Annotated in this window: 21 protein-coding genes and 1 rRNA gene; 15 read left to right on the top strand and 7 right to left on the bottom strand. The window is 71.2% G+C overall.

All coding sequences use genetic code 11. The features are described from left to right. The first annotated feature begins 39 nt into the window (after nt 1–39). A 5S ribosomal RNA gene (gene rrf / locus EDD40_RS17920) occupies nt 40–156 on the top strand. Between the two features lie 70 nt (nt 157–226). Next, complete coding sequence (locus EDD40_RS17915; protein ID WP_123743932.1) at nt 227–1,093, top strand: GNAT family N-acetyltransferase; 867 nt, start codon at nt 227–229, stop codon at nt 1,091–1,093. Here EDD40_RS17915 and EDD40_RS17910 read toward each other — a convergent pair. Next, nucleotides 1,074–1,280: a helix-turn-helix domain-containing protein gene (locus tag EDD40_RS17910; protein ID WP_123743931.1), complete on the bottom strand. Its 207-nt coding sequence runs from the start codon at nt 1,278–1,280 to the stop codon at nt 1,074–1,076. The genes EDD40_RS17915 and EDD40_RS17910 overlap by 20 nt on opposite strands. A gap of 36 nt (nt 1,281–1,316) precedes the next feature. Here EDD40_RS17910 and EDD40_RS41775 point away from each other — a divergent pair, with 36 nt between their 5' ends. Then, entirely contained in the window at nt 1,317–1,475 is a 159-nt protein-coding gene (locus EDD40_RS41775) for a hypothetical protein (RefSeq protein WP_170185123.1), read from the top strand. 94 nt (nt 1,476–1,569) lie between these two features. On the opposite strand, the gene EDD40_RS17905 is transcribed toward EDD40_RS41775, so the two are convergent. From EDD40_RS17905 to EDD40_RS17900, 3 genes are read right to left on the bottom strand one after another with little or no spacing between them, the layout of a single operon-like run. Further along, nucleotides 1,570–1,986 carry a DUF2975 domain-containing protein gene (locus tag EDD40_RS17905; RefSeq protein WP_123743930.1) on the bottom strand — a complete coding sequence of 139 codons (417 nt, stop codon included), beginning with the start codon at nt 1,984–1,986 and terminating at the stop codon, nt 1,570–1,572. A gap of 19 nt (nt 1,987–2,005) precedes the next feature. Further along, nucleotides 2,006–2,170, bottom strand: coding sequence for a hypothetical protein (locus tag EDD40_RS41770; protein ID WP_170185122.1), 165 nt, complete (start codon nt 2,168–2,170; stop codon nt 2,006–2,008). 30 nt (nt 2,171–2,200) lie between these two features. Then, nucleotides 2,201–2,665 carry an Lrp/AsnC family transcriptional regulator gene (locus EDD40_RS17900; protein ID WP_123748104.1) on the bottom strand — a complete coding sequence of 155 codons (465 nt, stop codon included), beginning with the start codon at nt 2,663–2,665 and terminating at the stop codon, nt 2,201–2,203. Nucleotides 2,666–2,744: 79 nt separating this feature from the next. Here EDD40_RS17900 and EDD40_RS17895 point away from each other — a divergent pair, with 79 nt between their 5' ends. From EDD40_RS17895 to EDD40_RS17870, 6 genes are all read left to right on the top strand, one after another. Next, the gene (locus EDD40_RS17895; protein WP_123743929.1) at nt 2,745–3,188 is read left to right on the top strand and encodes a rhodanese-like domain-containing protein; all 444 of its coding nucleotides are present in this window, start codon (nt 2,745–2,747) and stop codon (nt 3,186–3,188) included. A gap of 15 nt (nt 3,189–3,203) precedes the next feature. Further along, nucleotides 3,204–3,941, top strand: coding sequence for a type 1 glutamine amidotransferase (locus EDD40_RS17890; protein WP_170185121.1), 738 nt, complete (start codon nt 3,204–3,206; stop codon nt 3,939–3,941). Nucleotides 3,942–4,067: 126 nt separating this feature from the next. Further along, nucleotides 4,068–5,201, top strand: coding sequence for an inorganic phosphate transporter (locus EDD40_RS17885; protein ID WP_123743928.1), 1,134 nt, complete (start codon nt 4,068–4,070; stop codon nt 5,199–5,201). Beyond that, nucleotides 5,198–5,422, top strand: coding sequence for a hypothetical protein (locus tag EDD40_RS17880; protein ID WP_123743927.1), 225 nt, complete (start codon nt 5,198–5,200; stop codon nt 5,420–5,422). Before EDD40_RS17885 ends, EDD40_RS17880 begins: the two co-directional genes overlap by 4 nt. A 39-nt stretch (nt 5,423–5,461) precedes the next feature. Then, on the top strand, nt 5,462–8,404 hold the full coding sequence (locus EDD40_RS17875; RefSeq protein WP_123743926.1) for a bifunctional [glutamine synthetase] adenylyltransferase/[glutamine synthetase]-adenylyl-L-tyrosine phosphorylase: 2,943 nt from the start codon (nt 5,462–5,464) through the stop codon (nt 8,402–8,404). Between the two features lie 12 nt (nt 8,405–8,416). Continuing rightward, nucleotides 8,417–9,346, top strand: coding sequence for an NADP-dependent oxidoreductase (locus EDD40_RS17870; RefSeq protein WP_123743925.1), 930 nt, complete (start codon nt 8,417–8,419; stop codon nt 9,344–9,346). A 48-nt stretch (nt 9,347–9,394) separates the two neighbouring features. Here the strand turns inward: EDD40_RS17870 and EDD40_RS17865 are convergent, their stop codons facing one another. Further along, a complete protein-coding gene (locus tag EDD40_RS17865) occupies nt 9,395–9,610 on the bottom strand; it encodes a hypothetical protein (RefSeq protein WP_123743924.1) in 216 nt (71 codons plus the stop codon). 189 nt (nt 9,611–9,799) lie between these two features. On the opposite strand from EDD40_RS17865, the gene EDD40_RS17860 reads away from it, so the two are divergent. Continuing rightward, nucleotides 9,800–10,450 (top strand): hypothetical protein, encoded by a 651-nt coding sequence (locus EDD40_RS17860; RefSeq protein WP_123743923.1) that lies wholly within the window; start codon nt 9,800–9,802, stop codon nt 10,448–10,450. After that, complete coding sequence (locus EDD40_RS17855; RefSeq protein ID WP_123743922.1) at nt 10,451–10,840, top strand: YkvA family protein; 390 nt, start codon at nt 10,451–10,453, stop codon at nt 10,838–10,840. Nucleotides 10,841–11,097: 257 nt separating this feature from the next. Here the strand turns inward: EDD40_RS17855 and glnA are convergent, their stop codons facing one another. Further along, the gene (gene glnA, locus EDD40_RS17850; RefSeq protein WP_123743921.1) at nt 11,098–12,522 is read right to left on the bottom strand and encodes a type I glutamate--ammonia ligase; all 1,425 of its coding nucleotides are present in this window, start codon (nt 12,520–12,522) and stop codon (nt 11,098–11,100) included. Between the two features lie 194 nt (nt 12,523–12,716). On the opposite strand from glnA, the gene EDD40_RS17845 reads away from it, so the two are divergent. Further along, nucleotides 12,717–13,190, top strand: a complete 474-nt coding sequence (locus EDD40_RS17845) for an RDD family protein (RefSeq protein WP_123743920.1) — start codon at nt 12,717–12,719, stop codon at nt 13,188–13,190. Between the two features lie 113 nt (nt 13,191–13,303). On the opposite strand, the gene EDD40_RS17840 is transcribed toward EDD40_RS17845, so the two are convergent. Continuing rightward, nucleotides 13,304–14,044 (bottom strand): DUF4191 domain-containing protein, encoded by a 741-nt coding sequence (locus tag EDD40_RS17840; RefSeq protein ID WP_123743919.1) that lies wholly within the window; start codon nt 14,042–14,044, stop codon nt 13,304–13,306. A 63-nt stretch (nt 14,045–14,107) separates the two neighbouring features. On the opposite strand from EDD40_RS17840, the gene EDD40_RS17835 reads away from it, so the two are divergent. The 3 genes from EDD40_RS17835 to EDD40_RS17825 all read left to right on the top strand — a co-directional run bounded on the left by EDD40_RS17835 (nt 14,108) and on the right by EDD40_RS17825 (nt 17,505). Next, a complete protein-coding gene (locus tag EDD40_RS17835; protein WP_425471207.1) occupies nt 14,108–16,171 on the top strand; it encodes an ATP-dependent DNA helicase UvrD2 in 2,064 nt (687 codons plus the stop codon). 714 nt (nt 16,172–16,885) lie between these two features. After that, nucleotides 16,886–17,284 (top strand): WhiB family transcriptional regulator, encoded by a 399-nt coding sequence (locus EDD40_RS17830; protein ID WP_053717402.1) that lies wholly within the window; start codon nt 16,886–16,888, stop codon nt 17,282–17,284. Next, the gene (locus tag EDD40_RS17825) at nt 17,281–17,505 is read left to right on the top strand and encodes a hypothetical protein (RefSeq protein ID WP_123743917.1); all 225 of its coding nucleotides are present in this window, start codon (nt 17,281–17,283) and stop codon (nt 17,503–17,505) included. The genes EDD40_RS17830 and EDD40_RS17825 overlap by 4 nt, the downstream gene beginning before the upstream one ends. Nucleotides 17,506–17,650: the final 145 nt, after the last annotated feature.

The following is a 17,650-nucleotide window of genomic DNA, read 5'->3' as shown; positions in this document are numbered from 1 at the left end:
GTGGGGTGTGGTGCCTACGGGTTGGTAATTTCATAGTGTTTCGGTGGTCATAGCGGTTGGGGAACACCCGGTCCCATTCCGAACCCGGTAGTTAAGCCTTCCAGCGCCGATGGTACTGCACTCGTGAGGGTGTGGGAGAGTAGGACGCCGCCGAACAATTTTTCGCCTTCAGGGGCACTCGATCAACCCGAGTGCCCCTGAAGGCTTTTTGCGTTACCGTCCGGTCGTGGCCGAGGTGACGAGACATGACGACCTGGCGGAGTTCTGGGCGTTGACGGGTGACTTCTTCAACGCGGACCCCGTGTTCCACACCATCCCGATCGCGGCAGTGGACCGCAGGCTCCACCACGCCGACCCGGAGGACGAACCACCGCTGCTGGTGAGCGTCACCGAAGACGGTGTGCTGGTGGCTGCCGCACTGCGTACACCGCCGTGGCCGCTGACGTTGAGCGGTGTCGGGCCGGAGTGGGCGGAGGTCGTCGCGGACGCGTTGGCCGGCGAAGTGGAACTGCCCGGCGTGAACGGTCCCCGCGAGTCGGTGGAGGCGTTCGTCGTCGCCTGGGCCGCCCGCACGGGCTGCAACGCGCGGGAGCACATGGCGTTGCGCCTGTACGCGTTGGACGAGCTGGATGCCCCCGCCGACGTGCCCGGCACGGCACGGTTGGCGACCATGGACGACCTGGACCTGCTCACCGACTGGCGCACCGAGTTCGGTGTCGAAGCGACCGGGCAGGACCGCGACAGCACCAGCGAGGACCGGGTCCGGCTCATGGTGCGCGTCGGCCTGGAGTCCGGGCACGGCCACCTGATCTGGCACGTCGGCGACACCCCGGTGGCGTGGGCGGCGGCGAACGCGCCGGCGTCCGGCATGTCCCGCATCGGTCCCGTCTACACGCCGCCGGAGCACCGCAGGCACGGGTACGGCGCGGCGGTCACCGCGGCCTGCGCGGCGTGGGCGCAGGAGAACGGCGCCGAGCACGTGGTCCTCTACACCGACCTGGCGAACCCGACGTCCAACTCGATCTACCAGCGGATCGGTTTCCGGCCGGTGGTCGACTCGGCGGAGTTCGTGTTCACCCCGGCCGGTGGCTGAGCAGGTCACCCGGCTGGCAGTCCAACGCCTCGCACAGGGCGGTCAGCGTGCTGAACCTGATCGCCCTGGCGCGGCCGTTCTTGAGGACCGACAGGTTGACCACGGTCACGCCGACGCGGTCCGCCAACTCGGTCAAGGTCATCCCGCGCTCGGCCAGCAGCCGGTCGAGGTGCACCTGGATGCTCACACGGTTCCCTCCAGGTCCGCGCGCATCTCCGCGCTCGTGCGCATGATCTTGCCAAGTGCGACGCAGCCGGTCCGAAGTGGCGGCGGTGTGGACGCCGTCGACGGCACCCCGTTCGAGCAGCCGCATGAGGAGCAGGAACAGCAAGGCGTAGCCGGCCATCGGCAACGCGACACCGACCAGACGGAAGTGCCGTAGGAGGCCACCGCGACCAGCGTGATCACCGCGGTGGTCACCGACCACAGGAGCCGGACGACGACGGTCAGCGGCCGCAACGGGTTGCGGGGCACCGTCACACCGTTCCTTCGAGGTCCGCGCGCATCTCCGCGCCGGTCCGCACGACCTGCGCCAGCGACAGCAGCGCGATGCCGGTGATGACCGCCCACCACGGCGCCTCCCACCCGCCGAGGAACGCCAGGGACCCGGCGTCGAACGTGACGGCGGCGTGCACCAGCGAGGTCCGCGCGATCGACTCGACCAGCGCCGCCGACGGCAGCACCCACAGCAGGTAGTGGCCGAGGCGGCGCACGCCGGTCGCGGTGCCCGGTGTGTAGATGCCGTGCCGTGACGCTCCCCGCAGCAGCAACAGGAGCAGCAGGAGCGCGCCGACCCGGGTGAAGGCGGTCGGCGCCGCGGACAGGACGCCGAGCACGTGCTGCCACGGCGCGGGGTCGTCGACGCACAGCGTGACCCGGTCGACGGCGGCCAAGCGGACGCCCGCGGCGAGGTCACGGCCCTCGGTGTTGCGGCCAGGACTCGGCGGTGAAGCACACCGGGTCGAACAAGCCGATCGTCAGGCGGATCGCGGTGGCGAGGCCGTAGACCCCCAGGCTCACCGCGAACACCGCCGACACGACACCGGTCAACGGCTCCAACGGATTCCCCCTCGACACGACAGTCCCCCTGCATATCGTTTATCGATGTTATCGAGAAACGATACCTTCGAGGACGTCGCGCGTCATGGGCCGGTTGCGGGCGTGGGAGGAGAACACCAGGGACGTGGTGGTGTCGCCGTACCGCTGGGCCTGCTCCACGAACTCCTCCAGCTCGACCGTCGACCGGCACACCACGCGCAGCAGCCAGCAGTCGTCCCCGGTCACGTGATCCGCGTCGCGCACCTGGGCCAGCGTCACCACCCGCTCCCGGAACCGGGGCGTGTCCAGGCTGCGCACCCGCACCCGGACGATGGCCTCGATCGGCAGTCCGAGCCGCCGCGGATCGACCACCGCCGCGTACCCGGTGACGATCCCGGCCTGCTCCAGCCGCCGCACGCGCTCGGTCGTCGCGGGCGCGGACAGGGAAACCCGTTTCGCCAGCTCGGTGAACGTCATCCGCCCGTCCCGCTGGAGCAGGTCCAACAACTTCCAATCCAGATCGTCCAGTTCCACCGTGGAATCGTAGGCGGAACCCAGGTCACGCCTGGAGTTCTGCATGGGGAAGAACACGCTGGTCAGCCACGATCTACCCATGACGAACACGCTCCGATTCCCCGCTGCCGACCCCGCCGACGCGGCGGCGTTCTTCGCCGCCGAACTGGCCTTCGAGGCCGACCCGGACGACGTGGTCCGCGACCTCCGGGCGGGCACGACCGAAGGCTTCCGACTGGTCGAGACGCGCAGCCCCGAGGCGTTCGCGCGGGTCCGCATCCCCGGCGCGATCAACCTCCCGCACTGGGACGTGGACGAGACGACGACCGCCGGCTGGGACCGCGACCTCGTCTACGTCTGCTACTGCGAGAGCTTCGAGTGCAACGCCGCCACCAAGGGCGCGCTCGCGCTCTCGCGCCTCGGGTTCAAGGTGAAGCGGCTGGCCGGCGGCATCACGACCTGGCACGCGTCGGGCTACCCGGTGGAGGGCGACGCCGTCGAGCCCGGCGGCACGAGCCTGCACGGAATCTCCTGCGACTGCTGATCTACCCTCGGACGAGTGACGCGCCTGCTCGTGCTGCAATCCGACCACGACGACCCGCCCGCCCGCCTCGGCGAGTGGCTGACCACCGCCGGGGCGGTGCTGGACGTGGTGAAACCGTACGAGGAACCGCTGCCGGACGCGCTCGACGGCTACCAGGGCGTGGTGTGCCTGGGCGGCGCGATGGGCGCGCTGGACGACGTCGAGCACCCGTGGCTGGCGGACGTGCGCAAGCTGCTGTCCCAGGCGGTGTCGAAGCGGGTGCCGCTGCTCGCGATCTGCCTCGGCGCGCAGCTGCTGGCGGCGGCCACCGGCGGGCAGGTGCGGCGCAGCCCGCAGGGGCCCGAGATCGGCGTGCAGCTGGTGGCGAAGCGGGACGCGGCGAGCGGCGACCCGCTGTTCGGCGAGCTGCCGTGGACGCCGGACGTGCTGCAGTTCCACGAGGACGAGGTCGGCTTCCTGCCGCCGACGGCGCTGCTGCTCGCGTCGTCCCCGAAGTGCGCGAACCAGGCGTTCCGCGTCGGTGACCGCGCCTACGGCGTGCAGTTCCACATCGAGACCACGCCGGAGATGGTTCTCGGCTGGGCCGAGGGGTACCCCGAGGTGGTGGCGGGCGTGCGACCGGGCGTGCTCGACGCGGACCGACTCGTGGCCGGTCACGAGGACATTCGGGAGGTGTGGCAGCCGTTTGCCGAACGATTCGTGCGCTTGGCCGCCGGTGAGCTGACGATCCACCGGAGCCTGCCGCTGGTGTGATGAACCTCCATCGATGTGAGCGTTCATCGATCGGACAGGTAGCGTTCACCTTGTCGTTGTGAGTGTTCATCGGCCAGACGGGTAGCGTTTACCTTCGACTGTGTCGATTCAGTTGGAGGAATCAGCGTGGATGCCTCGCTCCTCGTCATCATCGTGGTCATCACGGCTCTGGTCTTCGACTTCACCAACGGCTTCCACGACACCGCGAACTCGATGGCGACCTCCATCGCCACCGGCGCGCTGCGGCCACGCACGGCCGTCGCGTTCTCCGCGGTGTTGAACCTGGTGGGAGCGTTGTTGTCGGTCGAGGTGGCCAAGACCATCTCCGGCGGGATCGTCGACGACGCGAGAATCACGCCCGCGATCGTGTTCGGCGGTCTGATCGGCGCGATCATGTGGAACCTGGTCACCTGGTACGTCGGGCTGCCGTCCAGCTCGTCGCACGCCCTGTTCGGCGGTCTGATCGGCGCGACGTGGGTCGCCTCGGGCGCGGACGCCGTGCACTTCGAGAAGGTCGTGGACAAGGTCGTCGCGCCCGCGATCGCCGCGCCGCTGGTGGCGGGCATCGTGGCGCTGCTGGCCACCTTCCTGACCTACCGGCTGACCAAGCGGGCGCGGAAGTCCGTGACCGACAAGGGGTTCAAGGCGGGCCAGATCGCGTCCGCCGCGCTCATGTCGCTGGCGCACGGCACGAACGACGCCCAGAAGACGATGGGCATCATCACGCTCACGCTGATCACCGCCGGGACGCTCACGCCGGGCTCGGAACCGCCGCTGTGGGTGATCCTGAGCGCGGCGATCGCCATCGCGCTGGGCACGTACCTGGGCGGCTGGCGGATCACGAAGACCCTCGGCTCGGGCCTGACCACGATCGAGGCGCCGCAGGGCTTCGCCGCGCAGACCAGCGCGGCGACTGTGATCATGGCGTCCTCGCACCTGGGGTTCGCGCTGTCCACCACGCACGTCGCGTCCGGCGGCATCATGGGCTCCGGCCTGGCCCGCCAGCGCGACGGCGTGCGGTGGGGCGTGGCCGGCCGGATGGCGGCGGCCTGGGGGCTGACGCTGCCGGCGGCGGGCCTGGTCGGCGCGCTCGCGGGCAAGGTCGCGTCGCTGGGCACGCTCGGCGTGGTGGCCGTGGCGGTGGTGGGCATGGCGGTGGCGCTGGTGATCTGGCTGCTGTCGCGCCGTGAGCCGGTGCGGCCCGAGCACGTGGTGGACGAGATCGCGGCACAGGCCGAGACGCACAAGGTGGCGGCGTGAAGATCGACTGGGTGGCGCTGGGCTCCGTCTTCGGGGTGAGCCTGGCGGTGGTGCTGGGCCTGGTCCTGCTGTTCTCCGGCGGGCTGCGCGCGTGGTCGGCGCGGGAGGTGGCGCAGGAGCGGCAGGCGTCGACGGCGCTGCCGACGGTCGCGGCGGTGGCGTGCCTGCTGGCGTGCGTGACCGTAGTGTTGTTCGGCATCTACTTGATCGTGGCGAGCTGACGCTTCCCGGAGCGTCCTGGCGGGCTACGGTGTTCGTCGATGACCGATCCAGCCCGCCTCCCCACGTCCCCCGCCCGGTTCGGCCTGACCGAGGCGCGCGGCGGTGAGCACCTGCGTGCCGCCGGGTGGTGGGAGGGGCGACGGCCGACCGAGGGCAACGAGCCGATCCTGGTGGCGTTGTCCCGCAGCCCCGACCCGGACCTGGCGCTGCTGGGGATCGACCGGCTGCGCGTCGCGCTCGGCGACCGGTGGCCCGAGCTGGACCGGGCGCTGCGGGACGGCGAGGCGTTGCGCGGTCGGCTGCTCGCGGTGCTCGGCTCGTCCACCGCGCTGTCGGACTTCCTGGTCGCCAACCCGGACCGCTGGCGCGACCTGGTCGACGACGAGCCGGTGGACGCCGGGTCGTTCGCGCCCGCCCTCGTCGCCGCGGTCGACGGCCTGACCGACGCGGACGCGGTGCGGGCGCTGCGGGTCGAGTACCGGGCGCTGCTGTGCCGGATCGCCGCCGACGACCTGGCGCACGTGGTCGAGCCGGACCAGCGGTACGTCAACTACGACGACGTCGCGAGCCTGCTGTCGGACCTCGCGGTGGCCGCGTTGCGGGCCGCGCTGGACGTCGCCGGACGGCAGGTGCCGCGGTCCGACGAGTGCCGGCTCGCGGTGATCGCGATGGGCAAGTGCGGCGCGCGGGAGCTGAACTACGTCAGCGACGTCGACGTGGTGTTCGTCGGCGAGGGCGACCTGGCCGTGGCGACCCGGTTGGCCGGCGCGGTGATGCAGGTCGCGGGCCAGGCGTGCTTCGAGGTGGACGCGGCGCTGCGGCCGGAGGGCAAGGCGGGCGCGCTGGTGCGCACCCTGGACGGCCACGCCACCTACTACCAGCGGTGGGCGCGGACCTGGGAGTTCCAGGCGCTGCTCAAGGCCAGGCCGGTGGCGGGCGACGAGGAGCTCGGCCGGCGGTACATGGACGTCGTGCGGCCCCTGGTGTGGACGGCCGCCGAACGGGAGAACTTCGTGCCCGACGTGCAGGCCATGCGCCGCCGCGTCGAGGACCACGTGCCGGCGGGACTGACCGACCGGGAGCTGAAGCTGGGTCGGGGCGGGCTGCGCGACGTCGAGTTCGCCGTGCAGCTGCTCCAGCTCGTGCACGGTCGCGGTGACGAAGAGCTGCGCATCACCTCGACCACCCAGGCGTTGGCGGCCCTGGGGCGCGGCGGGTACATCGGTCGCACGGACGCCGCCGACTTCGGCCGCGCCTACCGGTTCCTGCGCACGCTGGAGCACCGGTTGCAGTTGCAGCGGATGCTGCGCACGCACCTGTTCCCGGCCGACGACGACGTGGCCGCGCTGCGCCGGCTGGCGCGTGCGTCCGGGTTGCAGGCCGAGGGCGGGCTGTCGGAGAGCCAGGTGCTGCTCGCCGAGTTCCGCAAGCGCGCCAACCAGGTGCGCCGGCTGCACGAGAAGCTGTTCTACCGGCCGTTGTTGCAGGCCGTCGCGAACGTGCCCACGGAGGCGCTGAGGCTGACCACGTCCCAGGCCGCGGCGCGCCTGGCCGCCCTGGGTTACGCGGCGCCGGACGGCGCGTTGAAGCACATCGAAGCGTTGACCAGGGGTGTTTCCCGGCGGGCGCGGATCCAGACGGCGCTGCTGCCGGTGCTGCTCGACCTGTTCGCCACCACCCCGGACCCCGACCGCGGCCTGCTGGCCTACCGGAAGGTGTCGGAGGCGTTGGCCGAGACGCCCTGGTACCTGCGGCTGCTGCGGGACGAGGGCACGGTGGTCGACCGGCTGGCCGCGCTGCTGGGCACGTCGAAGCTCGTGCCGGACCTGCTGGTGCGCGCGCCCGAGGTGCTGCCGCTGCTGGCCGACACCGACGCGCTCGTCGGCCGCGACCCCATGACCATCGGCAACCCGCTGCGCAGCGCCGTGTCCCGGTACAACGACCTGGAGCGCGCGGTCACCGCCGCCCGGTCGCTGCGCCGCCAGGAGCTGCTGCGGGTGGCGTCGGCGGACCTGCTCGGGCTGGTGCCGCTGCGCACGGTGTGCGTGTCGTTGTCCGAGGTGTGGGTGGCGGTGCTCCAGGCGGCGCTGGACGCGGTGGTGCGCTCGGCCGGTGAGCGGCAGGCGTCGATCGCGGTCATCGGCATGGGCCGGCTCGGCGGACGTGAGCTGGGGTACGGGTCGGACGCCGACGTGCTGTTCGTGTGCGAGCCCGCGCCCGGGGTGAGCGACGCGGACGCGGCCCGGTACGCGTCGTCGGTGGTGGAGCAGGTGCGGCGGCTGCTCAACGCGCCCAGCCAGGACCCGCCGCTGCAAGTGGACACCGACCTGCGGCCGGAAGGCAGGCAGGGGCCCCTGGTGCGCACGCTCGACTCCTACCGGGCCTACTACGCGCAGTGGGCCGAGCTGTGGGAGGCGCAGGCGCTGCTGCGGGCGCGGTTCATCGGCGGCGACGCGGACCTCGGCGCGCGGTTCGTCGAGATGATCGACCCGGTGCGCTACCCCGAGCAGGGCCTGGACGCCGGCGCCGTGCGGGAGATCCGGCGCATCAAGGCACGCGTCGAGGCCGAGCGGCTGCCGCGCGGCGCCGACCCGTCCACCCACACCAAGCTGGGGCGGGGCGGGCTCGCCGACGTCGAGTGGACCGTGCAGCTGCTGCAGCTGCAGCACGCGGGCGAGGTGCCCGGCCTGCGCACGCCGTCGACCGTGCGGGGGCTGCGTGCGGCCACGGAGGCCGGGTTGATGTCGGAGGACGACTCGTCGGCCCTGATGGACGCGTGGGTGATGGCGACCGAGGCGCGCAACGCCGTCGTGCTCGTCCGGGGCAAGGCCGGCGACCAGCTGCCGACGGCCGGGCGCGACCTGGCCGCGGTGGCGTCGGCGATGGGGCACGCCGGTGACCCGGGCGAGTTCCTGGACTCCTACCGGCGCACGGCGCGGCGCGCGCGGGCCGTGATCGAGCGCATCTTCTACGGGTCCTGAACACTGGGGTCCGTGAAAGCGATCGCGCAGACCGAATTCGGAGATGCCGAAGTCCTCGTGGTGCGGGAGCTGCCGGACCCGCCGATCGCGCTGGACCAGGTGCTGGTCGAGGTGCGTGCCGCCGGGGTGAACCCGGTGGACCGGCTGGTGCGCATGGGGTACGTGGCGAGTTCGATGCCGTGCCACTTCCCGCTGGTGCCGGGCTGGGACGTGGCCGGGGTGGTGCGGGCCGTCGGGCCCGCGGTGGACGGGTTCGCCGTCGGTGACGAGGTGTTCGGCTACCAGCGCAAGGACCACGTGCAGAACGGGACGTACGCGGAGCTCGTCGCGGCCACCGAGCGCGGGTTGGCGCACAAGCCGGCGTCGCTGTCGTTCGAGGAGGCGGGCGGGCTCGCGCTGACCGGGCTGACCGCGCTGCAGTCGTTGCGCAAGGTCGGGGTGTCCTCCGGCGACACGGTGCTCGTGCACGCCGCCGCCGGCGGTGTCGGGCACCTGGCCGTGCAGGTGGCGCGGATCCTCGGCGCGGCGCGGGTGATCGGCACGGCGTCGCCGCGCAACCACGACTTCCTGCGGTCGCTCGGCGTGGAGCCGGTGGCCTACGGGGACGCGCTGGTGGACAACGTGGCCGAGCTGCTCGGCGGCGACGGGCTGGTCGACGTGGTGTTCGACTGCGTCGGCGGCGCGGCGCTCAACGACTCGCCGGCGCTGGTGCGCGACCCGGCCCGGATCGTGTCCATCGTGGACACCAACGTGCTGGAGCTCGGCGGCCGGTACTCCTACGCCAAGCCCGTGCGGGAAGACCTGGACTGGCTGGCCGGGCAGGCGGGGTCGGGCGCGTTGAAGGTGGAGGTCCAGCAGACGTTCCCGCTGGCGCAGGCCGCGGAGGCGCACCGGCTGCTGGAGGGCAAGCACGTGCGCGGCAAGATCGTGCTGACCGTGTGACCGGTGGTGAAGGGCCCCCGTCGCGGACGGCGGGGGCCCTCCGGTCGCCTACTCCTCGTCGACGGTCGGGACCGTGGTGAGCAGTTCGACGATCCACTCCTCGACGAGCGTGTCGTCGGACTCCTCGTCCTGGACGAGGCGGTTCGACACCCGGACACCGAGGCCGAGCACGTCGGCGGCGCCGATCGCCTCGATCGCCTCGGCGGCGGAGTCGAAGATGTTGGTGGACAGCACCTGGGCGGGGATTGCGACGTCATCAGACACGGCGCGACCTTAACCGCCCGCCACGATCGGGGTAGGAGCAGCCCTGGTGTCGACGGCCTGTTCACCGGGGGCTACCCACCGTCGAACCAGGGCCGCCTCGCATTGACTATCAGTGTTCCTTATGCCGAGACTAGCGACACTCCTGGGGGAGACTCACGTTCGCACGCGTGCGCCCGGACGAAGGACGTCATGGACGACGAGACCCACCGCAAGAAGAGCAGCGCGGTTCTGAAGATCAGCTTGGTCGTGCTCGGCGTGCTGGTCCTGCTCGGGGTGATCCAGGCGGTCACCGCCGGCACGGTCGGCGTCGGCGCGCTGAGCGTCACCCTGCGTGAGACCCCTTCGCCCTCCGCGTCCGCGTCGTCCTCGGCGACTTCGGCGTCCACGTCGGACGAGACCGTCGGCAGCCTGGACGGCGCGGTGGGCACCACGTCCCAGGTGGACGTGCCGCCCGGCGCGGACGCGTCCGCCAAGGTCCTCACCGGGTCGTGGAAGCAGGCGCGCGGCCTGCTCACCGTGGAGGTCACCAAGGTGGAGAACGCGGGCGGCCGGGTCAAGGTGTTCGTCACCGCCGTCAACGCCAGCAACGCGAAGATGGACCTGCCCGTCGCGTCCGTCACCGCGGCCGACGACGCGCAGCGCGAGTACGGCGCTTCCGCGTCCGCCAGCCGGTGGCCGGTGTCGATCGCGAAGAACTCCAGCATCAACGGGTACCTGGAGCTGGACCAGCGGGTCGGCGCCGACAGCACCGCGTTCTCGCTGACGTTCGCGGGGATCATCGGCCAGCTCGCGCCGACCGGCGGCGCGGTGACCGTGACCGGCATCCCGATCCCCGAGTAGGTGGACGTCCTCGTCGGTGTCGCGCTCGGGCTGGTCGGCCTGTGGCTGCTGCTCGTGCTGTGCCTGTTCCTGGGGCGGCCGCGCGGGGTGGCGCTGCGGCTGGTCCTCCGGCTGCTGCCGGACGTGCTGCGGCTGGTGACCCGCCTGGCCCGCGACCCGCGGGTGTCCCGGTCGGCGCGGGTGCGCCTGTGGCTGCTGCTGGCCTACCTGGCGCTGCCGTTCGACCTGGTGCCCGACTTCATCCCCGTCCTGGGGTACGCGGACGACGCGATCGTGGTCGTCTGGGTCCTGCGCTCCGTCATCCGCGCCGCGGGCCCCGAGGTGGTCGCCGAGCACTGGCCGGGCACACCGGACGGCCTGGCCGTCGTGCGGCGGCTGACGAGGACCTAGCCAGGCGCGCACCGCGAGCAGCCGTCGCGGCGGGTGGTAGCCGTAGCCGTAGCCACCTCGCGGAACCCCGGGCACACCGCGAACCACCAGCGGGTGATCGAATCGTCAGGTGCGGGTGGCCGGTGAAGGTTCCGGTGGACCGTGAGCCGACCGCCGGATCGAAGTGCCGAAGGCCGACGGCCGGGTGACTGTGACAGTCACCCGGCCGTCGGCCTGTGGAGGATCGAGTGGGGCTGGAGGTCAGCGCCCCGCGCCGATCACACGTCGTAGTACAGCGCGAACTCGTAGGGGTTCGGGCGCAGGCGCAGCGGGTCGATCTCCTGCTCGCGCTTGAACGAGATCCAGGTGTCGATGACGTCCGGCGTGAAGACGCCGCCTTCCAGCAGGAACTCGTGGTCCGCCTCGAGGCTGTCCAGCACCGCGTCCAGGGACGCCGGCACCTGCTTGACGTCGCGGGCCTCCTCGGGCGGCAGCTCGTAGAGGTCCTTGTCGATCGGGGCCGGCGGCTCGATCTTGTTCTTCACGCCGTCCAGGCCGGCCATCACCATGGCCGAGAACGCCAGGTACGGGTTGCCCGACGAGTCGGGGCAGCGGAACTCGATGCGCTTGGCCTTGGGGTTGTTGCCGGTGATCGGGATGCGCACGCACGCCGACCGGTTGCGCTGGGAGTAGACCAGCGACACCGGGGCCTCGTAGCCCGGCACCAGGCGGTGGTAGGAGTTCACCGTCGGGTTGGTGAACGCCAGCAGCGACGGCGCGTGGTGCAGGATGCCGCCGATGTAGTGGCGCGCCGTGTCCGACAGGCCCGCGTAACCGGACTCGTCGTGGAACAGCGGCTGGCCGTCCTTCCACAGCGACTGGTGGGTGTGCATGCCCGAGCCGTTGTCGCCGAACAGCGGCTTCGGCATGAACGTGACGGACTTGCCGGCCTGCCACGCGGTGTTCTTGATGATGTACTTGAACAGCATCAAGTCGTCCGCGGCGTGCAGCAGCGTGTTGAACTTGTAGTTGATCTCCGACTGGCCGGCGGTGCCCACCTCGTGGTGCGCGCGCTCGACCGAGAAGCCCTGGTCCTGCATGTTCAGGACCATCTTGTCGCGCAGGTCCGCGTAGTGGTCGGTCGGCGAGACGGGGAAGTAGCCGCCCTTGTACTTGACCTTGTAGCCGCGGTTGCCGCCCTCTTCCTCACGGCCCGTGTTCCAGGCGCCGGAGATCGAGTCGATCTCGTGGAAGGCCGCGTTCGCGGTGGTGTCGAAGCGGATCGAGTCGAAGATGTAGAACTCCGCCTCGGCGCCGAAGTACGCGGTGTCCGCGATGCCCGACTCGGTGATGTACTGCTCGGCCTTGCGCGCGATGTTGCGCGGGTCGCGGCTGTAGGCCTCACGCGTGAACGGGTCGTGCACGAAGAAGTTGACGATCAGCGTCTTCTCGATCCGGAACGGGTCGAGACGCGCGGTGTACAGGTCGGGCAGCAGCAGCATGTCCGACTCGTGGATCGACTGGAAGCCGCGCACCGACGAGCCGTCGAACGCGAGGCCCTCGGCGATGGCGTCGGCGTCGAACGCGGAGGCTGGGAGCGTGAAGTGCTGCATCACGCCGGGCAGGTCGCTGAAGCGGACGTCGACGAACTTCACGCCCTCGTCGGAAATGAACTTCAGGACCTCGTCGGGATTCTTGAACACCCTCGTCGACTCCTCTGCTGCGGTGGGGGCGTGGTTGTACGCCGCTGCGTGGTGCGGCCTGCCATCGTGGCGAAACTAAGACCGCGGTGTTGCCCAGCCGTCACCCACGTGTTTCGCCAGTGTTAACGGGCCTCCCAGGTCGGGCAACCCGACCGCCGCTCCTCACCCGCTGAGCACGGCCTTACTCTGGTGGGGTGAGCAAGTGGACCGGATCGTGGCTGTCAGGACCCCGCTCGGCGTTGGAACCAGGCGCCGACTCCGGAGACGGTACCGGGCAGCAGTGGCGGGGTGAACGCCTCGGCCTGCCCCGCTCGGGTCCCGGCTCCGTCGCCTCCACGGGCCGCCGCGCGATCGCCATCCTGGTCGACTTCGCCCTCTCGGGCGGCGTGGCGGGCCTGTTCACCATGCCCGAGCTGCCGCAGAACTGGAGCCTGCTGGCCTGGTTCTCCATCACCGTCATCGCGGTCGGCTTCTTCGGCTTCACCCCTGGTCACGCGCTGTTCGGGCTGCGGGTCGCCCGGCTGGACGGCGCGGGGACCGTCGGTCTGCCCCGGGCCGCGCTGCGGACGGCGTTGATCTTCCCCATCATCCCGGCCGTGGTGTGGGACGCCGACGGCAGGGGCCTGCACGACAAGGCCGCGGGCACCGTCGTCATCCGCGTCCGCTGACGTTCCCGAGAACGCCTCAGGCCCGCCCCGGGCACTTGCCGGAACGGGCCTGAACTGCGAAAACACTCGTCGAGGCGTGCTCGGCGACAACGCGGCGAGCTCAGCGACGACGCTCAGCGGCGACGCATGGCGCGCTGCACGTTGCGCATCTTGGCGCCCTGGGGCATCGGGCCCTTGGGCAGCGCCGCGCCGCGGCTGGCCAGCGCGGCCAGCCGGTTGTCGATCGTGTCGACCTGGGCGGTCGAGATGTTGCGCGGCAGCTTCATCAGGTGCCCCTGGAGCTTGCGCAGCGGCACCTGGCCGTCCTCGGTGCCCACGATGACGTCGTAGATCGGCGTCTCGCCGATGACCCGCGCCACCCGCTTCTTCTCCTGGGCGATCAGGTTCTTGACCCGGTGCGGCGCGCCCTCGGCGACCAGCACCACGCCCGGCCGGCCGAGCACCCGGTGCACCATGTCACCGCTCGTCGTGCCCGCCACGGCCTTCGTGACGCGCCACTTGCCGCGCAGGTTGTCCAGCGCCCACGCCGCCGCGCCGGCCTGGCCGTCGGCCTTCGCGTACACGGTGCGCTGCACCCGGCGGCCGAACACGATGACCGCGAGCAGCGCGCCCACCGCGATGCCCATGGGCAGCAGCACCCACTGCATGTCCCAGATGAGGCCGATCAGGAACGCCGCGGCCGTCGCGCCGAGCAGGCACGCCAGCATCAACGGCACGAGCGCCTTGTCCTCGCGGCGCTGCATCTTGAACGCCTCGAAGATCTGGCTGCGCTTCGCCTTCGATGCCGCGCGCCGAGCCTTCGCCGCTTCCTTGGAGGCCGCCTTGGCAGCCGCCTTGTCCTGCTTACCAGCCATGCCCACCAGGATACGGCGCGCCGTCGCGCCCCATGACGGGAGTACTCGCTGACCTCTGCGAGGATGCAGCGCATGGACCGGCTGCTGGAGGGACTCGACCCGGAACAGCGCGCCGCCGTGGAAGCTCCGCGCGGCCCGGTCTGCGTGCTCGCGGGCGCCGGCACCGGCAAGACCCGCACCATCACGCACCGCATCGCCTACTTGGCCCAGCGTGGCCACGTCTCGCCTGGTCAAGTCCTCGCCGTCACGTTCACCGCGCGTGCCGCGGGCGAGATGCGGACCCGGTTGCGGGCGCTCGGCGTGCACGGCGCGCAGGCCCGCACGTTCCACGCCGCCGCCTTGCGCCAGCTCCGCTACTTCTGGCCGCGCGTGGTCGGCGGCGAGCAGTGGCAGCTGATCGACCGCAACAAGCTGCGGCTGGTCGCGCAGGCCGCCAACCGCGCCGGCCTGTCCACCGAGTCCGACTCGCTGCGCGACCTCGCCGGCGAGATCGAGTGGGCCAAGGCGTCGCTGGTCGCACCCGATGACTACCCGAACGCCGCCGGCCGCACGAGCCGTGACACGCCCGCGCCCGCCGACCAGGTCGCGCAGGTCTACCGGACCTACGAGGAGCTGAAGAACCAGGCGCAGCTGCTCGACTTCGACGACCTCCTGCTGCACACCGCGGCGGCGCTGGAGGAGCACGGCGAGGTCGCCGAGGAGTTCCGCGACCGGTACCGGTGCTTCGTGGTGGACGAGTACCAGGACGTCACGCCGTTGCAGCAACGCGTGCTGGACGCGTGGCTGGGCGCGCGTGACGACCTGACCGTGGTCGGCGACGCGAACCAGACCATCTACTCGTTCGCGGGCGCCTCGCCGCGTCCGCTGCTGGACTTCCCGCGCCGCTTCCCCGAGGCGGTCGTGGTGCGGCTGGAGCGCGACTACCGCTCGACACCCCAGGTCGTTGGCCTCGCCAACGAGGTGATCAAGTGGGCGCGCGACCGGCCGTCCGGGTCGCGGCTGCGGCTGATCGGGCAGCGCCCGGACGGCCCGAAGCCGACGTTCACCGAGTTCGACGACGAGACGCTGGAGGCCGCGGCCGTCGCGCGGCGGGTGAAGGCGCTGCTCGACGAGGGCGTGTCGGCCAGCGAGATCGCCGTCCTCTACCGCGTCAACGCCCAGTCGGAGGTCTTCGAGCAGGCGTTGGCCGAGGTCGGCGTGCCCTACCAGGTGCGCGGCGGCGAGCGGTTCTTCCAGCGGGCCGAGGTGCGGCAGGCGATGGTGGCGCTGCGGTCGGCGGCGGCGCACGAGCCGACCGGTGAGCTGCCGAAGGTGGTGCGCGAGGTGCTGGCCGGGATCGGCCTGACCGACGAGCCGCCCGCCGGCGGGACGGCGCGCGAGAAGTGGGAGTCGCTGCTCGCGCTGGTCGAACTGGCCGAGGAGCTGGTCACGACCGTGGACTCGGCGGACCTGAGGGCGTTCGTCACCGAGTTGGAGCTCCGCGCCGAGGCGCAGCACCCGCCGACGGTGGAGGGCGTGACGCTGGCGTCCCTGCACGCGGCGAAGGGCTTGGAGTGGGACGCGGTGTTCCTCGTCGGACTGGTCGAGGGCACGTTGCCGATCCAGCACGCCGAGGGTGACGACGCGGCGATCGAAGAAGAGCGCCGACTGCTGTACGTGGGCGTGACGCGGGCCCGTGAGCACCTGTGGATGTCGTGGGCGTTGGCGCGCGCCGCGGGCGGACGTCGTTATCGGCGGCGCAGCCGGTTCCTCTACGGGCTCGTGCCGGAGGACCACCCGGCGTCGCGCACGGCCAAGCGGGAGCCGCTGCAGAAGCGGCCCAAGCCGCAGTGCCGGGTGTGCGGGTCGGCGTTGGTGGACTCGCGGGCGGTCAAGCTCGGCCGGTGCGCCTCGTGCCCGTCGGATCTGGACGAGGAGCTGCTGGCCAAGCTGCGGGCGTGGCGGGCGGACCGGGCGCGTGAGCTGAAGGTGCCCGCGTACGTGGTGTTCACCGACGCGACGCTGGTCGCGATCGCCGAGCAGCGGCCCGAGGACGTCGCCGGGCTGGTGTCGATCTCCGGCATCGGCGCGGCCAAGCTCGACCGCTTCGGGGACGACGTGCTGGCCCTCGTGCGCGGCGGGCACTGACCGCCACCCCGACCGGCCCGCTCGCACCTCACGCAGTCGGCGCGGCGCCTCACGTTGTCACTCCTGTCGAGGCCGCACCGGGCCGCGTTGATCCGGCGTTGATCTCCCGTTGATCCGCGGTCGGTGACCACGCCCGACCCGCCCGCAGGCGGCGTGCTCCGTCCGAGTGGTCGACCCCTGGCGCTCTGTGCAGGGCAAACGCTGAAGTTTCACTCAATCGACAGGTATTTGGAAAAACCGGTTGCACCCGTCCTGCACGGGGTCATAACCTGCTCAGGCCGGGCACGAAGTGCCCGCTGGGGATTCAAGAGCTAGCAGTCGAGTACGAGCCACCCGAGGAGGTGACCGGTCGTGAACACTCCCACGTGCTTCGAGACGCCCGGTTACCTGATGACCGGGGTGATCTTGGCTTCAGGCGCTGCTCGTGTCGCGGGGGAGAAGTCTGCCCGCGATCGCCACGCCCTCAAGTGGGGTGCTGAGCGAGTTCAGCTGATCCAGGTGCCGACGCCGCACGCGTCGACCGTTGTCCCGACTCAGAACGTTGCGCCGTCCGCGCACGAGCGAAGTACCTGACCACCTTGTAGTCAGGCCACCAAGCTCACGAAGGCCGCGGACCCGTAACCGGATCCGCGGCCTTCGTGCTGTTCCGACCCGTTTTGTGGTTCGAACGACCAACAAAAACCCCATGCAAGACCCTTGACAGGAGTCCACCTGATGTTGACCGCGACCGTCCCCATAAACGGGACGTTGTCCACCGAGCCGGAGCTCTCCGGGGCGGGTGTCGCCACTCTGATCGACACCGCGCCGGACGCCGGCTTGGAACTTCCTTGCCGTACCAACAACCCCGACCTGTGGTTCGCCGACGCGCCGGCGGAGCTGGAGGAGGCGAAGAGGTTCTGCGCCACCTGCCCCGTCATCGCGGAGTGCCTGGCCGGTGCGCTTGCTCGTCACGAGCCCTGGGGGGTCTGGGGCGGCGAGATCTTCGAGCGCGGAACCGTGATCGCGCGGAAGCGTCCCCGTGGGCGCCCCCGCAAGGACGCAGCACCTGTTGTACCCGCGGCACCCGCCGCGACCGTTGTCCGGGGGGCTAACGACCAGGAGGCCGCCGCGTGACCACGTACCGATCCACCGCAGACGAAACCATGCTGATCGAGGTCAATCCCAAGGGGAACCCCATGCTGCTCGAAGAAAATCTCGCCAGATCCCGAATGCATGACGCGGAGATATTCGCGCGACAGCATCGGCTGGCCCACCGCCTCGTCGTCGCCCGCAGGTGGCGCCGGCTCGCCGGATGGGCCCAGCGCAGGGCTGCCATGAAGGCCCACGCGATCTGATGCACGGAGCGGCCCGCCCTCCTCGTCCCACGACGGGAGGGCGGGCCTCGCCGTCTCCACGGTGAGGAAGGAGCACGTCACCGACCACCTCCCCGCCGACCACCCGCCCGGTGCTCGGCGGGGCCCTTTTTCCAGTGGGAGGGTT

Source organism: Saccharothrix texasensis (genome assembly GCF_003752005.1).
GTDB classification, from domain to species: domain Bacteria; phylum Actinomycetota; class Actinomycetes; order Mycobacteriales; family Pseudonocardiaceae; genus Actinosynnema; species Actinosynnema texasense.
Note: the sequence above shows the minus strand (reverse complement) of the source record. Positions and strands in the feature narration are given on the sequence as shown.